The 17,171-nt window shown below is 65.7% G+C and carries 13 protein-coding genes; 6 read left to right on the plus strand and 7 right to left on the minus strand.

All coding sequences use genetic code 11. From position 1 onward, the window contains the following. Nucleotides 1–8: 8 nt before the first annotated feature. Complete coding sequence (locus LPW26_RS10930) at nt 9–965, minus strand: alpha/beta fold hydrolase (RefSeq protein WP_238735105.1); 957 nt, start codon at nt 963–965, stop codon at nt 9–11. A 140-nt stretch (nt 966–1,105) separates the two neighbouring features. Between LPW26_RS10930 and hemE the strand changes: the two genes are divergently transcribed. Continuing rightward, complete coding sequence (gene hemE / locus LPW26_RS10935; protein ID WP_238735107.1) at nt 1,106–2,122, plus strand: uroporphyrinogen decarboxylase; 1,017 nt, start codon at nt 1,106–1,108, stop codon at nt 2,120–2,122. 290 nt (nt 2,123–2,412) lie between these two features. Here the strand turns inward: hemE and LPW26_RS10940 are convergent, their stop codons facing one another. Genes LPW26_RS10940 through hemC form a run of 3 tightly spaced genes read right to left on the minus strand, consistent with a single transcriptional unit; the run spans nt 2,413 to nt 6,205 of the window. Continuing rightward, the gene (locus LPW26_RS10940; protein WP_238735108.1) at nt 2,413–4,185 is read right to left on the minus strand and encodes a magnesium chelatase subunit D; all 1,773 of its coding nucleotides are present in this window, start codon (nt 4,183–4,185) and stop codon (nt 2,413–2,415) included. Then, the gene (gene bchI / locus LPW26_RS10945) at nt 4,182–5,204 is read right to left on the minus strand and encodes a magnesium chelatase ATPase subunit I (RefSeq protein ID WP_238735110.1); all 1,023 of its coding nucleotides are present in this window, start codon (nt 5,202–5,204) and stop codon (nt 4,182–4,184) included. The genes LPW26_RS10940 and bchI overlap by 4 nt, the downstream gene beginning before the upstream one ends. Nucleotides 5,205–5,212: 8 nt before the next feature. Further along, nucleotides 5,213–6,205: a hydroxymethylbilane synthase gene (gene hemC, locus LPW26_RS10950; RefSeq protein ID WP_249785137.1), complete on the minus strand. Its 993-nt coding sequence runs from the start codon at nt 6,203–6,205 to the stop codon at nt 5,213–5,215. A 247-nt stretch (nt 6,206–6,452) separates the two neighbouring features. Between hemC and LPW26_RS10955 the strand changes: the two genes are divergently transcribed. The 5 genes from LPW26_RS10955 (at nt 6,453) to LPW26_RS10975 (ending at nt 11,788) form a co-directional block, all read left to right on the plus strand. After that, nucleotides 6,453–7,763, plus strand: a complete 1,311-nt coding sequence (locus tag LPW26_RS10955; RefSeq protein ID WP_238735114.1) for a DUF3422 family protein — start codon at nt 6,453–6,455, stop codon at nt 7,761–7,763. Continuing rightward, complete coding sequence (locus LPW26_RS10960) at nt 7,760–9,364, plus strand: alpha/beta hydrolase (RefSeq protein ID WP_238735116.1); 1,605 nt, start codon at nt 7,760–7,762, stop codon at nt 9,362–9,364. The genes LPW26_RS10955 and LPW26_RS10960 overlap by 4 nt, the downstream gene beginning before the upstream one ends. Next, nucleotides 9,361–9,852, plus strand: a complete 492-nt coding sequence (locus tag LPW26_RS10965) for a CIA30 family protein (protein WP_238735118.1) — start codon at nt 9,361–9,363, stop codon at nt 9,850–9,852. The genes LPW26_RS10960 and LPW26_RS10965 overlap by 4 nt, the downstream gene beginning before the upstream one ends. A 107-nt stretch (nt 9,853–9,959) precedes the next feature. Beyond that, nucleotides 9,960–11,189: a Coenzyme F420 hydrogenase/dehydrogenase, beta subunit C-terminal domain gene (locus LPW26_RS10970; RefSeq protein WP_238735120.1), complete on the plus strand. Its 1,230-nt coding sequence runs from the start codon at nt 9,960–9,962 to the stop codon at nt 11,187–11,189. Nucleotides 11,190–11,335: 146 nt separating this feature from the next. After that, complete coding sequence (locus tag LPW26_RS10975) at nt 11,336–11,788, plus strand: PA2169 family four-helix-bundle protein (protein ID WP_238735122.1); 453 nt, start codon at nt 11,336–11,338, stop codon at nt 11,786–11,788. 281 nt (nt 11,789–12,069) lie between these two features. Here LPW26_RS10975 and LPW26_RS10980 read toward each other — a convergent pair whose 3' ends face one another. The 3 genes from LPW26_RS10980 to LPW26_RS10990 all read right to left on the minus strand — a co-directional run bounded on the left by LPW26_RS10980 (nt 12,070) and on the right by LPW26_RS10990 (nt 17,028). Then, nucleotides 12,070–12,516, minus strand: coding sequence for a hypothetical protein (locus LPW26_RS10980; protein ID WP_238735124.1), 447 nt, complete (start codon nt 12,514–12,516; stop codon nt 12,070–12,072). 120 nt (nt 12,517–12,636) lie between these two features. Beyond that, entirely contained in the window at nt 12,637–15,801 is a 3,165-nt protein-coding gene (locus LPW26_RS10985; RefSeq protein WP_238735126.1) for a multidrug efflux RND transporter permease subunit, read from the minus strand. A 9-nt stretch (nt 15,802–15,810) separates the two neighbouring features. Beyond that, the gene (locus tag LPW26_RS10990; protein ID WP_238735128.1) at nt 15,811–17,028 is read right to left on the minus strand and encodes an efflux RND transporter periplasmic adaptor subunit; all 1,218 of its coding nucleotides are present in this window, start codon (nt 17,026–17,028) and stop codon (nt 15,811–15,813) included. Nucleotides 17,029–17,171 lie beyond the last annotated feature (143 nt).

Here is a 17,171-nt window from a genome sequence, read left to right on the forward strand (position 1 = left end):
GCCCGACCTCAGACCGACGCCGCCCCCGTGACACGCGCGAGGAATTCGTCGTAGGCGCGCATGAATTCGCCGGGAACTTCGAAATGCGGCATCGCGCCGGTCTGGAAGATGGTGACGGTCCAATTTGGCCGGCCTTCGACCGTGCTCTTGAATCCGTAATCGACGAAGTCACCGCGCACGCCGTGGCTGAACCACACCGGCATCTGCAGATCCTGATAGATCCGCAGGATGTCCTGGCTGAACAGGAAGCCTGAGACGAAGTAATAAGGGGCGTGCTGCGCGCCGGGCTGATGCGTCGTCAGATAGTCGTAGTCGAGCATGCCCTGGTCGATGTTCGGCGAGCCGAACGCCTTCTTCAGGAACCAGCCGATCACCGGCTTGGCGGTGAGCGCCTTGAAGATGCCCTCGCTCCACAGCGGGTTCTCGAAGAACGAATGCAGCCACGGAATCGCCCGCGACCCGCGGGTCCAGCGCTGATTCCGCTTGTCAAAGCCGGTCGGCGCGACCAACGCGAGCGTGCGGAACGCGTCCGGCGTCTCGCTCGCCGCGCGTGCGAGAAACTCACTGCTCAGCGACAGCGCCAGCGCGTCGATCTTCTGGCCGGGATGCGCCTTTTGAATCTCGACAACTACGGAATGTATCGCATCCGTCATCATCCGAATTGTGTATTGACGCTTTGCACGCGACGAATGACCAAAGCCCGGCATCTCCACCGCATAGACTGGGCGGCTTTTCGCGTAGTTTTCGAAGATCGGTTTGACTTCGTAAGCCGATCCGGCGGCGTTGATGCTGTGGATCAGCAGCAGCGGAGGCTGCGACGACGGTTCGGCCGGCGCCGCCGACCAATAGGTCAGCCGCCCTCCAAAACTGTCGATGTCGTGCTTTTCGCCCGGCACCGGCGGCGGCAGGGCCAACCCCTGTCTGTGGGTTGCGGGGGATGCTGGGGTGGTTGCGGTTTCGCTCATCTCGAAATTCCTATTCGCGGCGCCTCCGCCGCAGGTCGGCGTGGTCAAGACGGTGTTCGCAGTGTATCAGACCGTCAAGGTCGCTTGTCGTAAAACAGTGGGTAGATCTCTTGACACAGAATCTGGTGACGAAACCGTTCATGGAAGTGCTTTCCGGCAACCGGCAGGCCTCTCCCCCGATGTGGATGATGCGGCAGGCCGGTCGCTATCTGCCGGAATACCGCGCGACCCGCGCCGAGGCCGGTAGCTTCCTCGATCTGTGTTACAATTCAAAGCTTGCCGCCGAAGTCACGCTGCAGCCGATCCGGCGCTTCGGCTTCGACGCCGCAATCATCTTTTCGGACATTCTGGTGGTGCCCCATGCGCTCGGCCGCGCGGTGCGGTTCGAAGTCGGTGAAGGCCCGCGGCTCGATCCTCTGGATACGCCCGACAAGGTCGGCACGCTCAACCAGGCCATCGACCTCGGCAAGCTCGAGCCGGTGTTCGAGGCGCTGCGTATCGTCCGCAGCGAACTGCCGAAGGAAACCACGCTGATCGGCTTCTGCGGCTCGCCGTTCACGGTCGCCACCTACATGGTGGCCGGTCAGGGCACGCCGGATCAGGCTCCGGCCCGGCTGATGGCCTATCAGCATCCCGGCGCGTTCGCGAAAATCATCGACGTGCTGGTCGAGAGCTCGATTCAGTATCTGCTGAAGCAACTCGAAGCCGGCGCCGACGTGCTGCAGCTGTTCGACACCTGGGGCGGCATTCTGCCGCCGCGCGAGTTCGAGCGCTGGGTGATCGAGCCGACGCGGCGTATCGTCACTGGCGTGCGCAAGCAGGTGCCGGGCGCCAAGATCATCGGCTTCCCGCGCGGCGCCGGCGCGCTGCTGCCGGCCTTCATCGAGCGCACCGGCGTCGACGCCGTCAGCATCGACTGGACCGCCGAGCCGAACCTGGTCCGCGAGCAGGTTCAGACCAAGGTCGCAGTGCAGGGCAATCTCGATCCGCTGTTGCTGATCGCCGGCGGCGCGGCGCTCGACGAAGGCGTCGACGACGTGCTCAAGAACTTCTCCGCCGGCCGTCACATCTTCAACCTCGGCCACGGCATCACGCCGGACGCCTCGACCGCGCATGTCGAGCAGATGGTGAAGCGGGTCCGCGCCTACAAAGGCTGAGCCCCCGCGTTACGCGATGCCTGATCTAAGCCGGCGCACCAGCGCCGGCTTTTTCGTTGAGCTTATGACTTCGTCATGGCCGGGCTTGTCCCGCCTGCGCGGCCGAATCCGCTTCGGCGCGGCGAAGGCCCGGCCACCCACGCCATTTGCCATCAGAACAACAAACTCTCCGTCATTGCGAGCAAAGCGAAGCAATCCAGAGGCGCCGTGCACCGGGCTGGATTGCTTCGTCGCTTCGCTCCTCGCAATGACGATTGGGCTGGAGCCGGCGAATTTAGCCGAATGAATTATCAGCCCATCCGCGCTGCGGCGGTGACGGCTTGGGCCAGCACGGTCGCATCGGCGTGCGGCAGCGGCAGGTAGCGGGCGTCCATTTCCTTGGCGAAGGCTTCGGCCTGCGGGCCGGGGCGCGGCGACATGTCGATCACCACCGAGTTGATGCCGGCGACGCGGAATTGCCGCGCCGAGGTCTTGGCATCTTCTTCCGCCTGCGGCCGGCCCGGCGCGCCGTCGCGCGCGATGTTGGCGCGGCCGTCGGTGAGGACGATGACGGTCGGCGTCTGGCCTTTGCGCTTGATCGAGTCGGCCATCATGAACGCGGTGTCGAGCCCGGCCGCGAGCGGCGTGCCGCCGCCGCCCGGCAGGCCGGCGAGGCTGCGCTTGGCGCGCGCCAGCGACCGCGTCGGCGGCAGCAGGACTTCGGCGATTGTGCCGCGGAACGATACCATCGCGACCTGATCGCGTCGCACGTAGCAGTCCGCAAGTAACAACTCGACCGCGCCCTTGGCTTCGGCGAGGCGATGCAGCGCCGCGGAGCCCGAGGCGTCGACCACGAAGATCGTGATGGTCTCGGTGCGCTGCTTGAAGCGCGCGATCCGGAAATCGTCCTTCTCCACCAGCACGCGCGGCTTGGTGCCGGGCCGAGACTCGGCCTGACGCCGGCGCAGCGGCTGCCACGGCGCGGCGGCGCGCAGCGTTTCGATGACGTTGAGCTTGCTGCCGTCGCGCAGTTCGCCGCGCAGCGAGCCGGCGGGCCGGCCGCGCTTCTTGGACTTCTGCAATTCGCCTGCTTTGCCGGCCGAGCGCGACCGCGAGCGTCCCGCGGAAGCGCGCAGCGCTTCGAGCACGCCGGGCGGCATCGCGGCCTTCACGGCAGCGAGAATGACTTCGTCGAGCGCCTTGTCGAGATCGGGAGTCGGCGGCTCTTGCTGATCGTTGTTGTCGGCGTTGTCGTCCGGCGGCGGCGGCTCGGGTGGCGGCGGCTCGTCGGACTGATCGGGCGGCTCCTGCTGCGGAAACACGGTGGCGCGCGGCGCCAGCACGAGGCGCGCAGCGAGGGTGATGTCGTCCTGCTCGATGGTCCGGCGATCGAACAGCGCGGCGCTCGCCTTGGCGGCGCGGATCGCCAGCAGCGGCGCACGCAGCGACACGATGCCGAGCGCGGCCGCGGCGGTGCAGATCGCCTCGATCTGCTCGCTCTCGACCTTGATGCCGGCAAGCCGCCCGCGCGCCTCCGCGATGGCGTCGAGCTCGACCGGAAAATCCTCGGTCTCGCGCCAGGCGAACTGATCCAAATCCAGATGAAAGCCGAGCCGGTCGCGCAGGCCGGCCGGCGCGAACTCATCCTCGATGCCCTCGTCGAGCGCCACGACGCCGAACCGCGCCGGCATCCGCAGCGACAGGCCGTCGCGCTCCACCGCGGTTTCCTGCGCGTCCATCGCGGCGGTGAGATACACGTTGGTCGACGATTGCAGCCGCTCGGCCATCGCCACCACCAGCACGCCGCCGTCGGTTTCCGCCAGCAGACCACGCTCGGCGACCGGGCGGCCGGCGAGCAGCGTCGCGGACAGATCGAGACCGCCGAGCAGGCGGCCATCGGCGATGTGCAGCGGCAGATTCCTGTAGGGCTGATCAGGCGGCAGCGCGGCGCGTAGCAGCGCCATCCAGCGGTCGCGCACCGGGCCGGCGCGCGAGCGCAGCAGCACGCCGCCGGTGCCGACCGGGTCTACCGCGAACAACTGCGCCGCGGTCACCGCATCGGACCATGCTGGCGAAATGCTCATCCGAAGATTTCAGCGATCGCCCGATCGACACGCACGCTCGATCCGGCGTCGTCCAGAGGATTCCGCCGCAGCCGATGCCGCAGCGCTGACGGCGCAATCCGTTTGAGGTGATCGTCGGTGACGATCTTGTCGTGCTCCAACGCAGCGAGCGCACGCGCCGCCCGCATCAGCGTGAGCTCACCGCGCAGGCCGTCGGTGCCGAGCGTCATGCACAGCTTGGCAGCACGCTCCAGCGCAGCGTCGGGGACGCTCACGTCGGGCAGCCGCTCCTTGGCCTGGGTGATCTTGCGGCGCAGCTTGCCTTCTTCCTTCGTCCACGTCTCGATGAAGGCAGCGGGATCGTTCTCGAACGAATCGCGGCGGCGCACGACTTCGATGCGTTCCGGCAACGTATCGGGGGTTTTCACTTCCACCGACATGCCGAAGCGGTCGAGCAGTTGCGGGCGCAGTTCGCCCTCTTCCGGGTTGCCGGTGCCGACCAGCACAAAGCGCGCCGGATGGCGAATGCTGAGACCTTCGCGCTCGACCACGTTCTCGCCCGAAGCGGCGACGTCGAGCAGCAGATCGACGAGGTGATCCTCGAGCAGATTAGCTTCATCGATGTAGAGGAAGCCGCGATGCGCGCGGGCCAGCAGGCCCGGCTCGAACGCCTTCTCGCCCTTGGCGAGTGCGCGTTCGAGATCGAGCGCGCCGACGACGCGGTCTTCGGTCGCGCCGAGCGGCAGATCGACCACCGGCACCGGCACCTGCGCGGTCTTGACCTTGCCGTGCTTGGCCTTCTCCTTGCACTCTTCGCAGTAGCGCTCGGGCTGGTCGGGATCGCAATTGTAGCGGCAGCCGACGACCGTCTTCATCTTCGGCAGCAGCGCGGCGAGCGCGCGCACGGCAGTCGACTTGCCGGCGCCGCGATCGCCGAACGCCAACACGCCGCCGACCTTCTGATCGACCGCCGCGATCAGCAAGGCGAGTTTCATCTCTTCCTGGCCGACGATGGCGGAGAACGGGAATACGATCGCCATGGGATGGGTTACTCCGGCCGCGTTTTTTCGATGATCGCGGCGGCGCCCTTGCCGAGCAGATCGAGGCCGACGGTACGGCCGAGTTCGCGCGGGCGATCGGCCCGTCCGGTGCGGGTGGCTTCGATGAAGAGGCCACCTTCCTGATCGAGCACCGAGGCGCTCAATGTCATCTCGTCGCCATTGATGGTGGAGTAAGCGGCCATCGGCGAATTGCAGTGGCCGTCCAGCACCCACAGCACCTCGCGCTCCGCATCGCAGCAAAGCCGCGCCTTCGGATCGTCGATCATCGCCAGATATTTGCGGGTCTGCCAGTCGTTGACCGGGCACTCGACCGCGACGATACCCTGCCCGGCCGAGGGCAGCATCTCGTCCGGCGTGAAGTCGTGCACGATGCGGTCGGCAAAGCCGACGCGCTCCAGGCCGGAGCGCGCCATGATCAGCGCATCGGCGGGACCGACCTCGCTGCCGTCCGGCAGGCGCTGCTTCTCGCCATTGTCGAGCTTGCGCAGCCGCGTATCTGCCGCGCCACGGAAGTGAATGACATTGACCTCGGGGAACAGCCGCTTGGCATAGGCGGCGCGCCGCACCGCATTGGTGCCGATGGTGTAGCCCTTGCCGCGGCTGTTCTTCAGCTCATCGAGCGTCAGCCCCTTGCGCAGCACCAGCGAGTCATTGGCCGGATCGCGCGCCAGCGTGGCGGCGACGATCAGGCCGGGCGTCTCTTCATTGGCCGGCATGTCCTTGAGCGAGTGCATCGCGCACTGCAACTCGCCGCGCAGCATCGCAGCACGGATCTCCGCCACGAACGCGCCACCCTTGCCGCCGTGCGGCAGCAGCTTGCTGACCTGATCGCTGTCGCCGACGGTCTCGAACTTTACGATCTCGACGTCGAGTTCGCTCGCGGCTGCGCGCAGCTGCTTGGCGATGTCCTCGGTCTGGGCAAGCGCCATCACGCTCTTGCGCGTCCCAATGCGGACTGGAATTTTCACCACATGCTCCATTCGACGACCGCGAAGGGGCCCGCGGCGACTGACGGCCGAACAATACCAGTCCGAGCCAGATTGCAAACAGATGACTACCGGATTTTTCGTAAGACCGAGCTGGGTGCCGCGGTCGTTGATTTCGAACAATTCGGGCGCCAGCGACGGCCTTACGCTGCTGTGCAGGTAAAACGTTTCGGCTTCTGTCCATCGCGCCACAATGCTACTCAAGTCAATCGGCGCAATGTTGAGCAAGGTCAAAATACCCATGACGGCAGAAGTTCGGATCGGCGATGGTAGACTTTCGCCGCATCCCTTGCGGGCGGTCGTACTCGGCGAGGTTCACGCGCGCCCGTTCACCGCGCTGTCCGTCCCGGCGCGCGTACTGCATTTCGCATTCGATACTACGGGTGACAGGGCCGCTGCCGATCGCGCCGCGATGACGCGCTTCTGCGAATCGCGCGGACTGCAGGGGCCGACAGTCGGCGAGAAGCATCATCGCGCCAGCTTCGGCACGACGACGCTGCGCTGGGAACAGCATTCCGAATTCACCACCTACACCTGGGAATTCACCGCCGACGCGACTGCGACGCCATTTCATCCCGAGGCCTCGTCGCTCGCCTCGCCGATGCGGCTGCTGCCGCAGCCTGGCCCATTGCTGGTGGCGGTGGACCTGCATGTGCTGGCCGACAACCCGCCACTCACCGCGCCGGAGCGGCTGTTCGATCGCGCCAGCCTTGCGGTCGCGGAAAATTCCGACGGCGCGGCGCTATACGCGACCGACTTCCAGCCCGGCCCGTCAGGCTTCGTGCGGGTGTTGGTGATTGATCGCGGCATGGCGCCGGAGCGCGCCGGCGCCCTGACGCAGCGCGTGCTGGAAATCGAAACCTATCGGACGCTGGCGCTGCTCGGCCTGCCGGAAGCGCAGCGGCTCGGCCCCTCGATCAGCAACGCCGAACGCCGCCTCGCCGAGGTCACCGCCGAGATGCGCAAGGCCGGCGATCTGGCGATCAACAACAGCCTGCTGCGCGAATTGACCGAGCTTGCCGCGGAGGTCGAGGCCGGCGCCGCCGCGAGTCTCGGCCGGTTCAGCGCCAGCCGCGCCTATGAGGAAATCATGACGGGACGCCTCGCCACACTCGGCGAGCGCAAGGTCGGCGGCCTGCCGACCTGGTCGTCGTTCCTCGCCCGCCGGATGAAGCCCGCAATGCGCACCTGCGCCACCACCGAGGCGCGGCAGTCCGATCTGTCGCTGAAGCTTGCCCGCGCGGCGAATTTGCTGCGCACCCGCGTCGACGTCGAACTCGAACAGCAGAACCAGGAACTGCTGAAATCGATGAACGCACGGACGAGGCTGCAGCTGCGCCTGCAGACCACCGTCGAAGGTTTGTCCACCGCGGCGATCACTTACTATGTGGTCGGGCTGTTCGGCTATCTGGTGAAGGGCCTGCACGAGGCCGGGCAGATCAAGGTCGATCCAAGCCTCGTCACCGCCGGCTTCGTTCCGATCGCGGCGCTGTCGATCTGGTGGACGGTTCGCAGTATCCGCAGACGACACATCGCGGGGGAGGAGGAATGACGCGCGGCCGCAGGTTCGGTCTCGCCCGTATCGTCGTCGCCATCGTTGCGGTGATCGCCATCGTGGTGGCGCTGTGGCAATTGCAGCGCGGCAGCGGCGATCTGATCATCACCCATGCGAGCGTCGGCGAGACCCCCGTCACGGTGTTTCGTGAGCCTTCCGTGACGCGCGCCCCCGTCGTGGTGATCGCCCACGGCTTCGCCGGCTCGCAGCAATTGATGCAGCCGTTCGCCCAGACCATGGCGCGCAACGGCTATATCGCGGTGACGTTCGACTTCACCGGTCACGGCCGCAATCCGGTCACCATGAAGGGCGATGTCGACGAGCCGACCAAAATCACCGGCGTACTGGTCGATGATCTGGCGCGCGTCACCGATTACGCACGCGCCCTGCCGCAGAGCGACGGCCGCGCCGCGGTGCTCGGCCATTCAATGGCCTCCGACATCGTGGTGCGCTACGCGATGGAGCATCCGGAGATCGCCGCGACGGTTGCGGTGTCGGTGTTCACCCGCGTGGCGACCGCAACCAGCCCGCGCAATCTGCTGGTGATCGTCGGCGCGCTCGAGCCGCAGATGCTGATCGACGAGGGCCTGCGGATCGTCAATCTGTCCGCCGGCGGCGGCGCCGTCGCGGGTCGAACCTATGGTGAGTTCGACAAAGGCACCGCGCGGCGGCTGGCGCTGTCGTCCGGCGTCGAACATATCGGCGTCCTGTACAGCCAGGATTCGCTGCACGAGTCGCTGGCCTGGATGAACGATTCGTTCGGCCGGCAAAGCTCGGGCTGGATCGACCGCAGGCCGATCTGGCTGGCCTTGCTGTTCGGCGGACTGATCGCGCTGGCATGGCCGCTGTCGGCCCTGCTGCCGCAGGCTGTGCCGATGCCGATGGGCGCGAGCCTTGCCTGGAAGCCGCTGCTGATCGCCGCCATCGTGCCGGCGGTGCTGACGCCGCTGCTGCTGTGGAAAGCGCCGACCGACTTCCTGATCATCCTGCTCGGCGATTACCTGACGCTGCACTTCCTGCTGTACGGCGTACTGACGGCGGCGATCCTGTGGCTCATCCGGCTGCGAAAATCGAGCGCCGACCCGCACCCGGCGCACCATGCCGGCCACAGTCTCACCCGACTGGAATCACTGCCGGACCCGGCGCATCCGCGGGTCTCGGTCGTGGCGCTGATCGTCGCGGCGGCGGCGGCGATTGCCTACAACATCGTCGGCTTCGGATGGCCGCTGGATACTTATCTGTTCTCCTTCATGCCGATCGAGCCGCGGCTGCACCTGATCGCGGCGGTCGCCTGCGGCACGATCCCGTATTTCCTCACCGCTGAGTGGATGGCGCATGGCGCCGGCGCACGGCGCGGCGCCTATGCGCTGGGGAAATTCTGCTTCCTGGCGTCGCTCGCCGGCGCCGTCGCGCTCAATCTGCACAAGCTGTTCTTCCTGATCATCATCGTGCCGGCGATCCTGCTGCTGTTTCTGGCGTTCGGCCTGATCAGCAACTGGACCTACAAGGCCACCAACCATCCCTTGCCGGGCGCGTTGGCTAACGCCATCTTGTTCTCCTGGGCGATCGCAGTGACGTTCCCGATGGTGATCCGATGAGGGAGATCGAGCTGTGGCCTGACTCCGGCAAGCGAAGCTGGCGCCTGATCACCGACATGGTGATGGGCGGCGTGTCGCTAGGCACGCTGCACACCGCGACGATCGGAGAGGACGCGCCGGTGCGGATGCGCGGTGCGGTCTCGACCGAAAACAATGGTGGATTCATCCAGATCGCGCTGGACCTTCAGCCGGCGGGCGGCGCGTTCGACGCCAGCGCCTTCACGGGAATCGGTCTCGAAGTCTTCGGCAATGGCGAGACCTACGGGATGCATCTGCGCACCACCGACGTGGTGCGCCCGCAACAATCTTATCGCAGCGCCTTCGTCGCACCGCAGCATCGAACCCTTCTGAAGCTGCCGTTCGCGGGCTTTGTGCCGCATCGTATCGAGACGCCGTTCAATTCATCCCGGCTCCGGCGGATCGGTTTGGTGGCGATCGGGCGCGCGTTTGACGCCGATCTATCGGTCGCCCGGGTTTGGCTCTATTGATCCTGATCGCCTGACTTATGGCGAATGGCGAGATGGGGCGGCCCCCTTCTAGAACCGCCGCATCGCGCCGGAGCGCCGCACACGCCCTGCGGCGACAAGAGGCACATATGGATAGCCGCGTCGTTCCCGCTCCGCTCGTCACCCCACCGCTCAATGCGCCAGCGCGGCGCGATCTGTGCACCGATTGCGGCGTGTCGCGGATGAGCGACCCCAAACAATGCGGGCAGGCCTGCCAGTTCATCAAACCGAACTACCCGGCGATGGAACTGCAGGTCCACGGCCGCACCCGCGACTCCGCAAAACCGGACGAAGCCTTCTTCGGCCCGTACCGCCGCATGCTGCAGGCGGCGATGAAGCAGCCGCGCGAGGGCGCGCAGTGGACCGGCATTACCACCCGGATCGGCGAGCGGCTGCTCGAAACCGGCGCTGTCGACGCGGTGCTGACGATGGCGGCGGATCCGGACGACAAATGGAAGCCGCGGCCGGTGCTGGTCACCCGGGCCGAAGATATGGCGCAGTGCCGTGGCATGCGGATGGGCTACGCGCCGTCGCTGGCGCTGCTCGAGCCGGCACGCGCGGCCGGCCACAAGCGTCTCGCGGTGATCGGCATCCCCTGTCAGATCTATGCGTTGCGCGCGCTCGAGCAGAAGCTCGGCTTCGAGCGGCTTTACGTGATCGGCACGCCGTGCTCCGACAACACGACGACGGAAGCGTTTCACGGCTTTCTGCATCTGCTGTCCGACAAGCCCGAGACGATCACCTATCTGGAATTCCGCGCCGACTATCATGTCGAACTTCGGTTCGACGACGGCCGCGTCCAGGAGATCCCGTTCCTGCTGCTGCCGATCTCCAAGCTGCCCTCGGACTTCTTCCCGATCACCTGCCGGACCTGTGTCGACTACACCAACACGCTCGCCGACATCACCGTGGGTTACATGGCCGGACGCGGCGAGCAATGGCTGCTGGTCCGCAATGAACGCGGCGAAGAGTTACTGAGCCTGCTCGGCGACGAAGTCCGGCTCAGCGAGCCGACCAGCGCCGGCAAACGCGCCGCGCCGGTGAAAGGCTTCCTGAAAAACACTGAGCTCGCCGCGGGCGGCCTCCCGTTACGCGGCATGCCGAACTGGCTGCGACCGTTGATGGGCTGGCTGATGCCGAAGGTCGGCCCGCGCGGCCTGGAATTCGCCCGCGCCCGCGTCGAAATGAAAGCGGTCGAGACCGTATTGCATCTGCGACGGAACTATCAGCACAAGATCAAGAACATGGTGCCGGCGCACGTGTGGGCCTTGGTCAAACCATACGGCCTCACGCCAAAAGAGGGCGAACAGCGGGATTAACTTCAACGGCCCGCCTCCCCTGCGGCCTTCGGCACCGTCGCCATGTCCGTAATAGTCCGGACAGAACCGCTTTGCTTCCTCCCGGTTGTTTGCGCACGGAACCCACGCCGTGCGCGCACCGTCGCGCTCATCCGAAGGAGGCTTACTTGGATACCAACATTCTCGATCACCTGAAGACGCTGCACACCGCCGCGATCGACGCCCGCAACGGCTATGAGGAAGCTCTCGAGGACGCCGAGGGCAAGGGTCTGACGTCTTTGTTTCGCGACATGATCGCGCTGCATCACGGCAACGCCGAGGAGCTCGGCGCGCTGCTGATCAACGCCGGCGAAACAGCCGACGACAGCGGCTCGTTCATGAGCGTGGTGCACAAGACCATCATGAGTGTGCGGTCGCTGTTCGATGGCCTCGATGGCAGCGTGCTGCCAGGTCTGATCGATGGCGAAAAGCGCAACGTCTCGAAATACGACGACGCCATCGCCGACGCCGGCGCGGCGCCCGCCGTCCTCACCACCCTGACGGCGCAGCGCGGCAAGCTCCAGGAGAAGATCGCGCTGATGGAGCAGCAGAACGCGGCGTACGAGGCGGCGAAGGCGTAGCTGCCTCCGCTGCGGTTGTTGTAGCTGTAGCTACAGCCGTCGCGAAACCGCTACGACCCGCGACAAGCACCCCCTCCCCGTCATGCCCGGCCTTGTGCCGGGCATCCACGTCTTGCTGACGGAAACGCAAGAAAAGGCGTGGATGGCCGGGACAAGCCCAGCCATGACGAGTGGAGAGGGCATGGGCCAGGTCAAAAGCTTCCACTCGTCGAGCTTAACAAGAGCGCAAACAAAACGGGGGCCGAAAGGCCCCCGTTCGTCATCGGCGTCAGATGCGGCGGTTACTTCGTCACGGTGCCGGTGTTGCCCGGAGAGTTGCCGACACCAGCATCGGAACCGGTGGGAGCGACACGCGGGTCAGTGCCGGGGTTGGCCGGCTGATACTGCTTCGGCTCGTTCTGGATGTTCTTCGGCTGCGCCATGCCGGTGGTGTTACCGCCCGTCGCGGCCGGCTGCGACACTTGCGCCGTCTGGGTATCGTTGCGCGAGCTGACGCCGGTGGCCAGCAGGCCCATCGCGATCAGCGCGAACACGGTGACGCCGATCAGTTCCGGCAGAGCGCCGTCCGGCGCAGCACCGCGGCCCGTGCCGTTGCCTTCAAGCGTATCGGCTGCCACGGCGCGGTTCGAACGCGAGCGAATGAAGTTCAGAAATGCAAAGCCGACGATCGCAACGCCGGCGGCGAGCGTGAAAAACATCAGCCAGCTAATGGGTTGGTCTCCGTTCATAGAAGCCTCCGTCAACGGGGTTAAACAGTCGAATGTCACCTGTCGACTTACAACCGGAGGTTTTCTCAAAGGTTCCAACGCCGGATACTGCCGGCGCGAGATACTCATGCCTGCGACGAATTAGACGGCGTCTTTCGGCAGTTGCGGATGCATCGGCACCGCGTGCTCGGGCTGCGTTACCGGATCGTCGGAGCGGTCGCGGCCCAGCAGGCGCTGCACCACGACGTAGAACACCGGCACCATCAGCAGCGCCAGGATCACCACGGCGATCATGCCGCCCATCACGCTGGTGCCGAGCGCCTGCTGACTCTTGCCGCCGGCGCCGCTGGCGATCGCCATCGGCAGTACGCCGCAGACGAACGCCAGGCCAGTCATCAGGATCGGCCGGAACCGGAGATGACACGCCTCCATGGTAGCGTCGCGAAGCGACTTGCCTTCCTTGCGGAGGTCCTTGGCGAACTCGACGATGAGAATCGCGTCCTTCGCCGCGAGGCCGATGATCGTGATCAGCCCCACCGTGAAGTACACGTCGTTCGGCAGCGAACGCATCATCGCCGCGATCACCGCGCCGGTGATGCCGAGCGGCACCGTGAGCAGCACCGCAACCGGGATGGTCCAGCTTTCGTACAGCGCGGCCAGAACCAGGAACACCACCAGCGCCGACAGCGCCAGCAGGAACGGCGCCTGCGAGCCCGACAGCTTTTCCTGCAACGACTGGCCGGTCCAGTCGTAGCCGAAGCCGCGCGGCAACTGCCCCGCGAGCCGTTCCATCTCGGCGATCGCGTCGCCGGTGGTGAAGCCGGGCCGTGCCTCGCCGCTCATGCGCATCGCCGGATAGTAGTTGAAGCCGACGACCTGTGTCGGGCCCTTCGACCATTCGATGGTCGCGAAGGACGATAGCGGCACCAGCTCGCCGCGGCTGTTCTTGACGTTGTAGGTCAGGATATCATCGGCCTTCATCCGGTCGGCGATATCCGCCTGCACGATGACGCGCTGCATCCGCCCGCGGTTCGGGAAGTCGTTGACGTAGGCCGAGCCGAGATTGGTCGAGATCGTATTATTGATGTCCTGGAAGGTGACGCCGAAGGCGCTCGCCTTCTCGCGGTCGATCACCAGATTGATCACCGGCGCCGGCGGCAGGCCTTCGACATAGACGTTTTGCAGAATCGGGCTGGCGTTGGCGGCAGTGACGAGCTGCTGGCTGGCCTGCACTAGCGCGGTGTAGCCCTTCTGGCCGCGGTCCTGCAGGCGGAAGCTGAAGCCCGAGGAATTGCCGAGGTTGTCGATCGGCGGCGGTTGCTGTGCGGCGATGCGCGCGTCGCGCACCGAACCAAGCGCCTTGTTGGCGTCACTGACGATCGCTGCCGCCGACGAGTTGCCGTCACGCTCCGACCAGTCCTTCAACGTGACGAAGGCCTGGGCAGCGTTCATGCCCTGACCGAGGAAGCTGAAGCCAGTGAGGAAGGTGACGTTCTCGATGCCCTCGCGCTTCAGCAGATAGTCCTCGACCTTCTTGATCACGTCGAACGTTCGATTGTAGGACGATTCGGACGGGGTCTGCAGATCGACCGTGACGAAGCCTTGATCGTCGATCGGCAGGAATCCGCCCGGCATCCGCACCAGGCCCCAGCCGAGCACGCCGATCAGCACCGCATACAGAATCATCAGCCGGCCGGTGCGTCCGAGATTCCAGCGCACGACGCGCGAGTAGCGCTCGCGGGTGCCATCCAGAATGCGATTGAAGCGGCCGAAAAACCCACGCTCGGCGTGAGCATGGCCTTTCACCACCGGCTTCAGCAGCGTCGCGCACAGCGCCGGGGTCAGCGATAGCGCCAGCAGCGCCGAGAACGCGATCGCCGACACCATCGTCACCGAGAACTGCCGATAGATGATGCCGACCGAGCCCGGGAAGAACGCCATCGGCACGAACACCGCGATCAGCACCGCGGTGATACCGACGATCGCGCTGGTGATCTGCGACATTGCTTTGCGGGTAGCTTCCTTTGGCGGGAGCCCCTCCTCTGCCATGATGCGCTCGACGTTTTCGACCACCACGATGGCGTCGTCGACCAGGATGCCGATCGCCAGCACCATGCCGAACATCGTCAGCATGTTGATCGAATAGCCGAACAGCAGCAGCGACACACAGGTGCCGAGCAGCGCCACCGGGACCACGATGGTCGGAATGATGGTGTAGCGGATATTCTGCAGGAACAGGAACATCACCACGAACACCAGCACCACCGCTTCGATCAGCGTGTGCACCACCTTGGTGATCGAGGCCTCGACCACCGGGGTGATGTTGTAGGGGATCTCGTATTTGATGTTGGCCGGGAAGAAGCGCGACAGCTCCTTCATCTTGGCTTCGACGGCGCTCGCAGTGGCCAGCGCGTTGCCGGTCGGCGACATCAGCACCGACAGGCCGGCGACCGGCTTGCCGTTGAGGCGGGTGTTGAACTGATAGCTGAAGCCGCCGATCTCGATCCGGGCGACGTCGCGCAGCCGCACAGTCGACCCATCCGGATTGGCGCGCAGCACGATCGCGCCGAATTCGTCGGCGGAGGACAGCTGGCCCTTCACCAGCACCAGAACGGAGATCTTCTGCCCCTTGTCGCTGGGCTCGGCGCCGACCGCGCCGGACGCGACCTGGGCATTCTGCGCCTCGATCGCCTTGGTGACGTCGTCGGAGGTCAGGTTGTAGCCGACCAGCTTGTCGGGATCGATCCAGATGCGCAGCGCGCGCTCCGTCGAATACAGCGTGGCACGGCCGACGCCGGGAATGCGGCGGATTTCGCCGAGCACGTTGCGGATCATGAAGTCGCCGAGGCCGACTTCGTCGAGCGAGCCGTCGGTCGAACTCAGCGTGATGATCTGCAGCACCGCGCTGGAGGCTTCCTCGACCAGGATGCCTTGCTGCAGCACCGCGCGCGGCAACCGCGCCTCGATGCGCTTGATGCGGTTCTGCACGTTGACCGACGCCATTTCGGTGTCGGTGCCGGGCTCGAAGTTGGCGGTGATTTCGACCTGGCCCAGCGAGTCGGACGTCGATTCGAAGTTGAGAATGCCGTTGGCGCCGTTCAGCTCTTCTTCGATCAGCCGGGTGACGCTGTTGTAAAGGTTCTCGGGCGACGCACCGGGATATTGCGTCGACACCGAAATCGACGGCGGCGCGATGATCGGATACTGCGCGATCGGCAGGAACGGGATCGAGATCACGCCGAGCAGACAGATGAACAGCGCGACGACCCAGGCGAAAATCGGCCTGTCGATAAAGAAGGATGGCATCGGGACGGCCTATTGCACCTTCTTCGTCGTTCCGGCGGGCTGGGTGGTGGCGGTCTGCGGATTCGGCGGCGCTGAAGCTTTGGTCTCTTCAGCGCTCACCGGGACCACGACGTCACCGGCTGCGAATTTCTGAAAGCCTTCGACCACAACGCGGGCGCCCGGCTTGAGGCCGTCCAGCACCAGCCATTGTCCGTCTTGCTGCGAACCGACGCGCACAGCCTGCACCGCGACGCGATTGTCGTCCTTGACGACGAACACTTCGCTGCCGCCGCCAGCGTTGCGCTGGATCGCCTGGTCGGGCACCGCGATCGCATCGGCGTCGTAGCCCTGCTCGATCCGGACGCGGACATACATGCCCGGAAGCAGCTCGCGGTTAGGATTGTCGAACTCGGCGCGCAGCGTCACCTGTCCGGTGTAGGCGTCGACCTTGGCTTCGGAGAACAGCAGCTTGCCCGGGATCGGATAGACAGAGCCGTCGTCGAGCACGAGCCGGGCGCGCGCCGCGTCCGGCGCGATCTGATCGAGTTCTCCCGATTCAAAAGCGCGACGCAGCCGCACCATCTCGGCGACCGGCTGGGTGAAATCCGCATAGACGTGGTCGAGCTGCTGGACGGTGGCGAGGTTGGTGGGGTCGTTCTGCACAACGAGCGCGCCTTCGCTGACCAGCGCTGCGCCGATGCGGCCGCTAATCGGCGCGCGGATGGTGGCGTATTCGAGATTGAGCTTGGCGCGGGCGACTTCGGCCTCGCGCGCCGCGACTTCGGCCTCGGCCTGGCGCGAGTTGCTGGCCGCGACTTCATTCTGCGCCTTGGATGCAGCCTGGTCGCGCGCCAGCGCGGCGACGCGCTTGGCCTGCAGTTCCGCCTGCTCACGCGCGGCATTCGCCTTGGCGAGCGCGGCCTCGGCGGATTTCAAGTCGACTTCAAAAGGACGCGGGTCGACCTGGTAGAGCGGATCGCCGGCCTTGACTTCGCTGCCCTGCTGGAACGAGCGCTTGGTGACGATGCCCGAGACGCGCGAGCGGACATCGGCGACGCGAACCGGTGTGATCCGGCCCGGCAGTTCGCGCACGATCGCGCGGGCATGCGCCTTGACGGTGATGGTGCTGACTTCGGGCTTTTCCGGCGCGGCGGCATTGGCCGTTGTCGGCTCGTTGCAGCCCGCCAGCATCGGCGCCAGACACGCGAGCGCCATCGCCGAGAAGGCTAACCTGATCGATCCCCGCATCGAAAAAACCTCTTGAAAAACCGCTTGTCACGCAGGCCCGCGACCGGGCGTGCCGAATACACACGGCACCGCGCCTGCGCTTCGCCACAGACGACCTGATGAACGGAAATTAAGTTTGAATTGGTGCGGCACAACAAGACGCC

Source organism: Rhodopseudomonas infernalis (assembly GCF_022271405.1).
Taxonomy (GTDB): domain Bacteria; phylum Pseudomonadota; class Alphaproteobacteria; order Rhizobiales; family Xanthobacteraceae; genus Rhodopseudomonas; species Rhodopseudomonas infernalis.

Excerpts from the sequence above, each read along its gene's own strand:
- LPW26_RS10930 (WP_238735105.1), bottom strand. The coding sequence starts at position 965 with ATGAGCGAAACCGCAACCACCCCAGCATCCCCCGCAACCCACAGACAG.
- hemE (WP_238735107.1), top strand. The coding sequence starts at position 1,106 with ATGGAAGTGCTTTCCGGCAACCGGCAGGCCTCTCCCCCGATGTGGATG.
- LPW26_RS10940 (WP_238735108.1), bottom strand. The coding sequence starts at position 4,185 with ATGAGCATTTCGCCAGCATGGTCCGATGCGGTGACCGCGGCGCAGTTG.
- bchI (WP_238735110.1), bottom strand. The coding sequence starts at position 5,204 with ATGGCGATCGTATTCCCGTTCTCCGCCATCGTCGGCCAGGAAGAGATG.
- hemC (WP_249785137.1), bottom strand. The coding sequence starts at position 6,205 with ATGGAGCATGTGGTGAAAATTCCAGTCCGCATTGGGACGCGCAAGAGC.
- LPW26_RS10955 (WP_238735114.1), top strand. The coding sequence starts at position 6,453 with ATGACGGCAGAAGTTCGGATCGGCGATGGTAGACTTTCGCCGCATCCC.
- LPW26_RS10960 (WP_238735116.1), top strand. The coding sequence starts at position 7,760 with ATGACGCGCGGCCGCAGGTTCGGTCTCGCCCGTATCGTCGTCGCCATC.
- LPW26_RS10965 (WP_238735118.1), top strand. The coding sequence starts at position 9,361 with ATGAGGGAGATCGAGCTGTGGCCTGACTCCGGCAAGCGAAGCTGGCGC.
- LPW26_RS10970 (WP_238735120.1), top strand. The coding sequence starts at position 9,960 with ATGGATAGCCGCGTCGTTCCCGCTCCGCTCGTCACCCCACCGCTCAAT.
- LPW26_RS10980 (WP_238735124.1), bottom strand. The coding sequence starts at position 12,516 with ATGAACGGAGACCAACCCATTAGCTGGCTGATGTTTTTCACGCTCGCC.
- LPW26_RS10985 (WP_238735126.1), bottom strand. The coding sequence starts at position 15,801 with ATGCCATCCTTCTTTATCGACAGGCCGATTTTCGCCTGGGTCGTCGCG.
- LPW26_RS10990 (WP_238735128.1), bottom strand. The coding sequence starts at position 17,028 with ATGCGGGGATCGATCAGGTTAGCCTTCTCGGCGATGGCGCTCGCGTGT.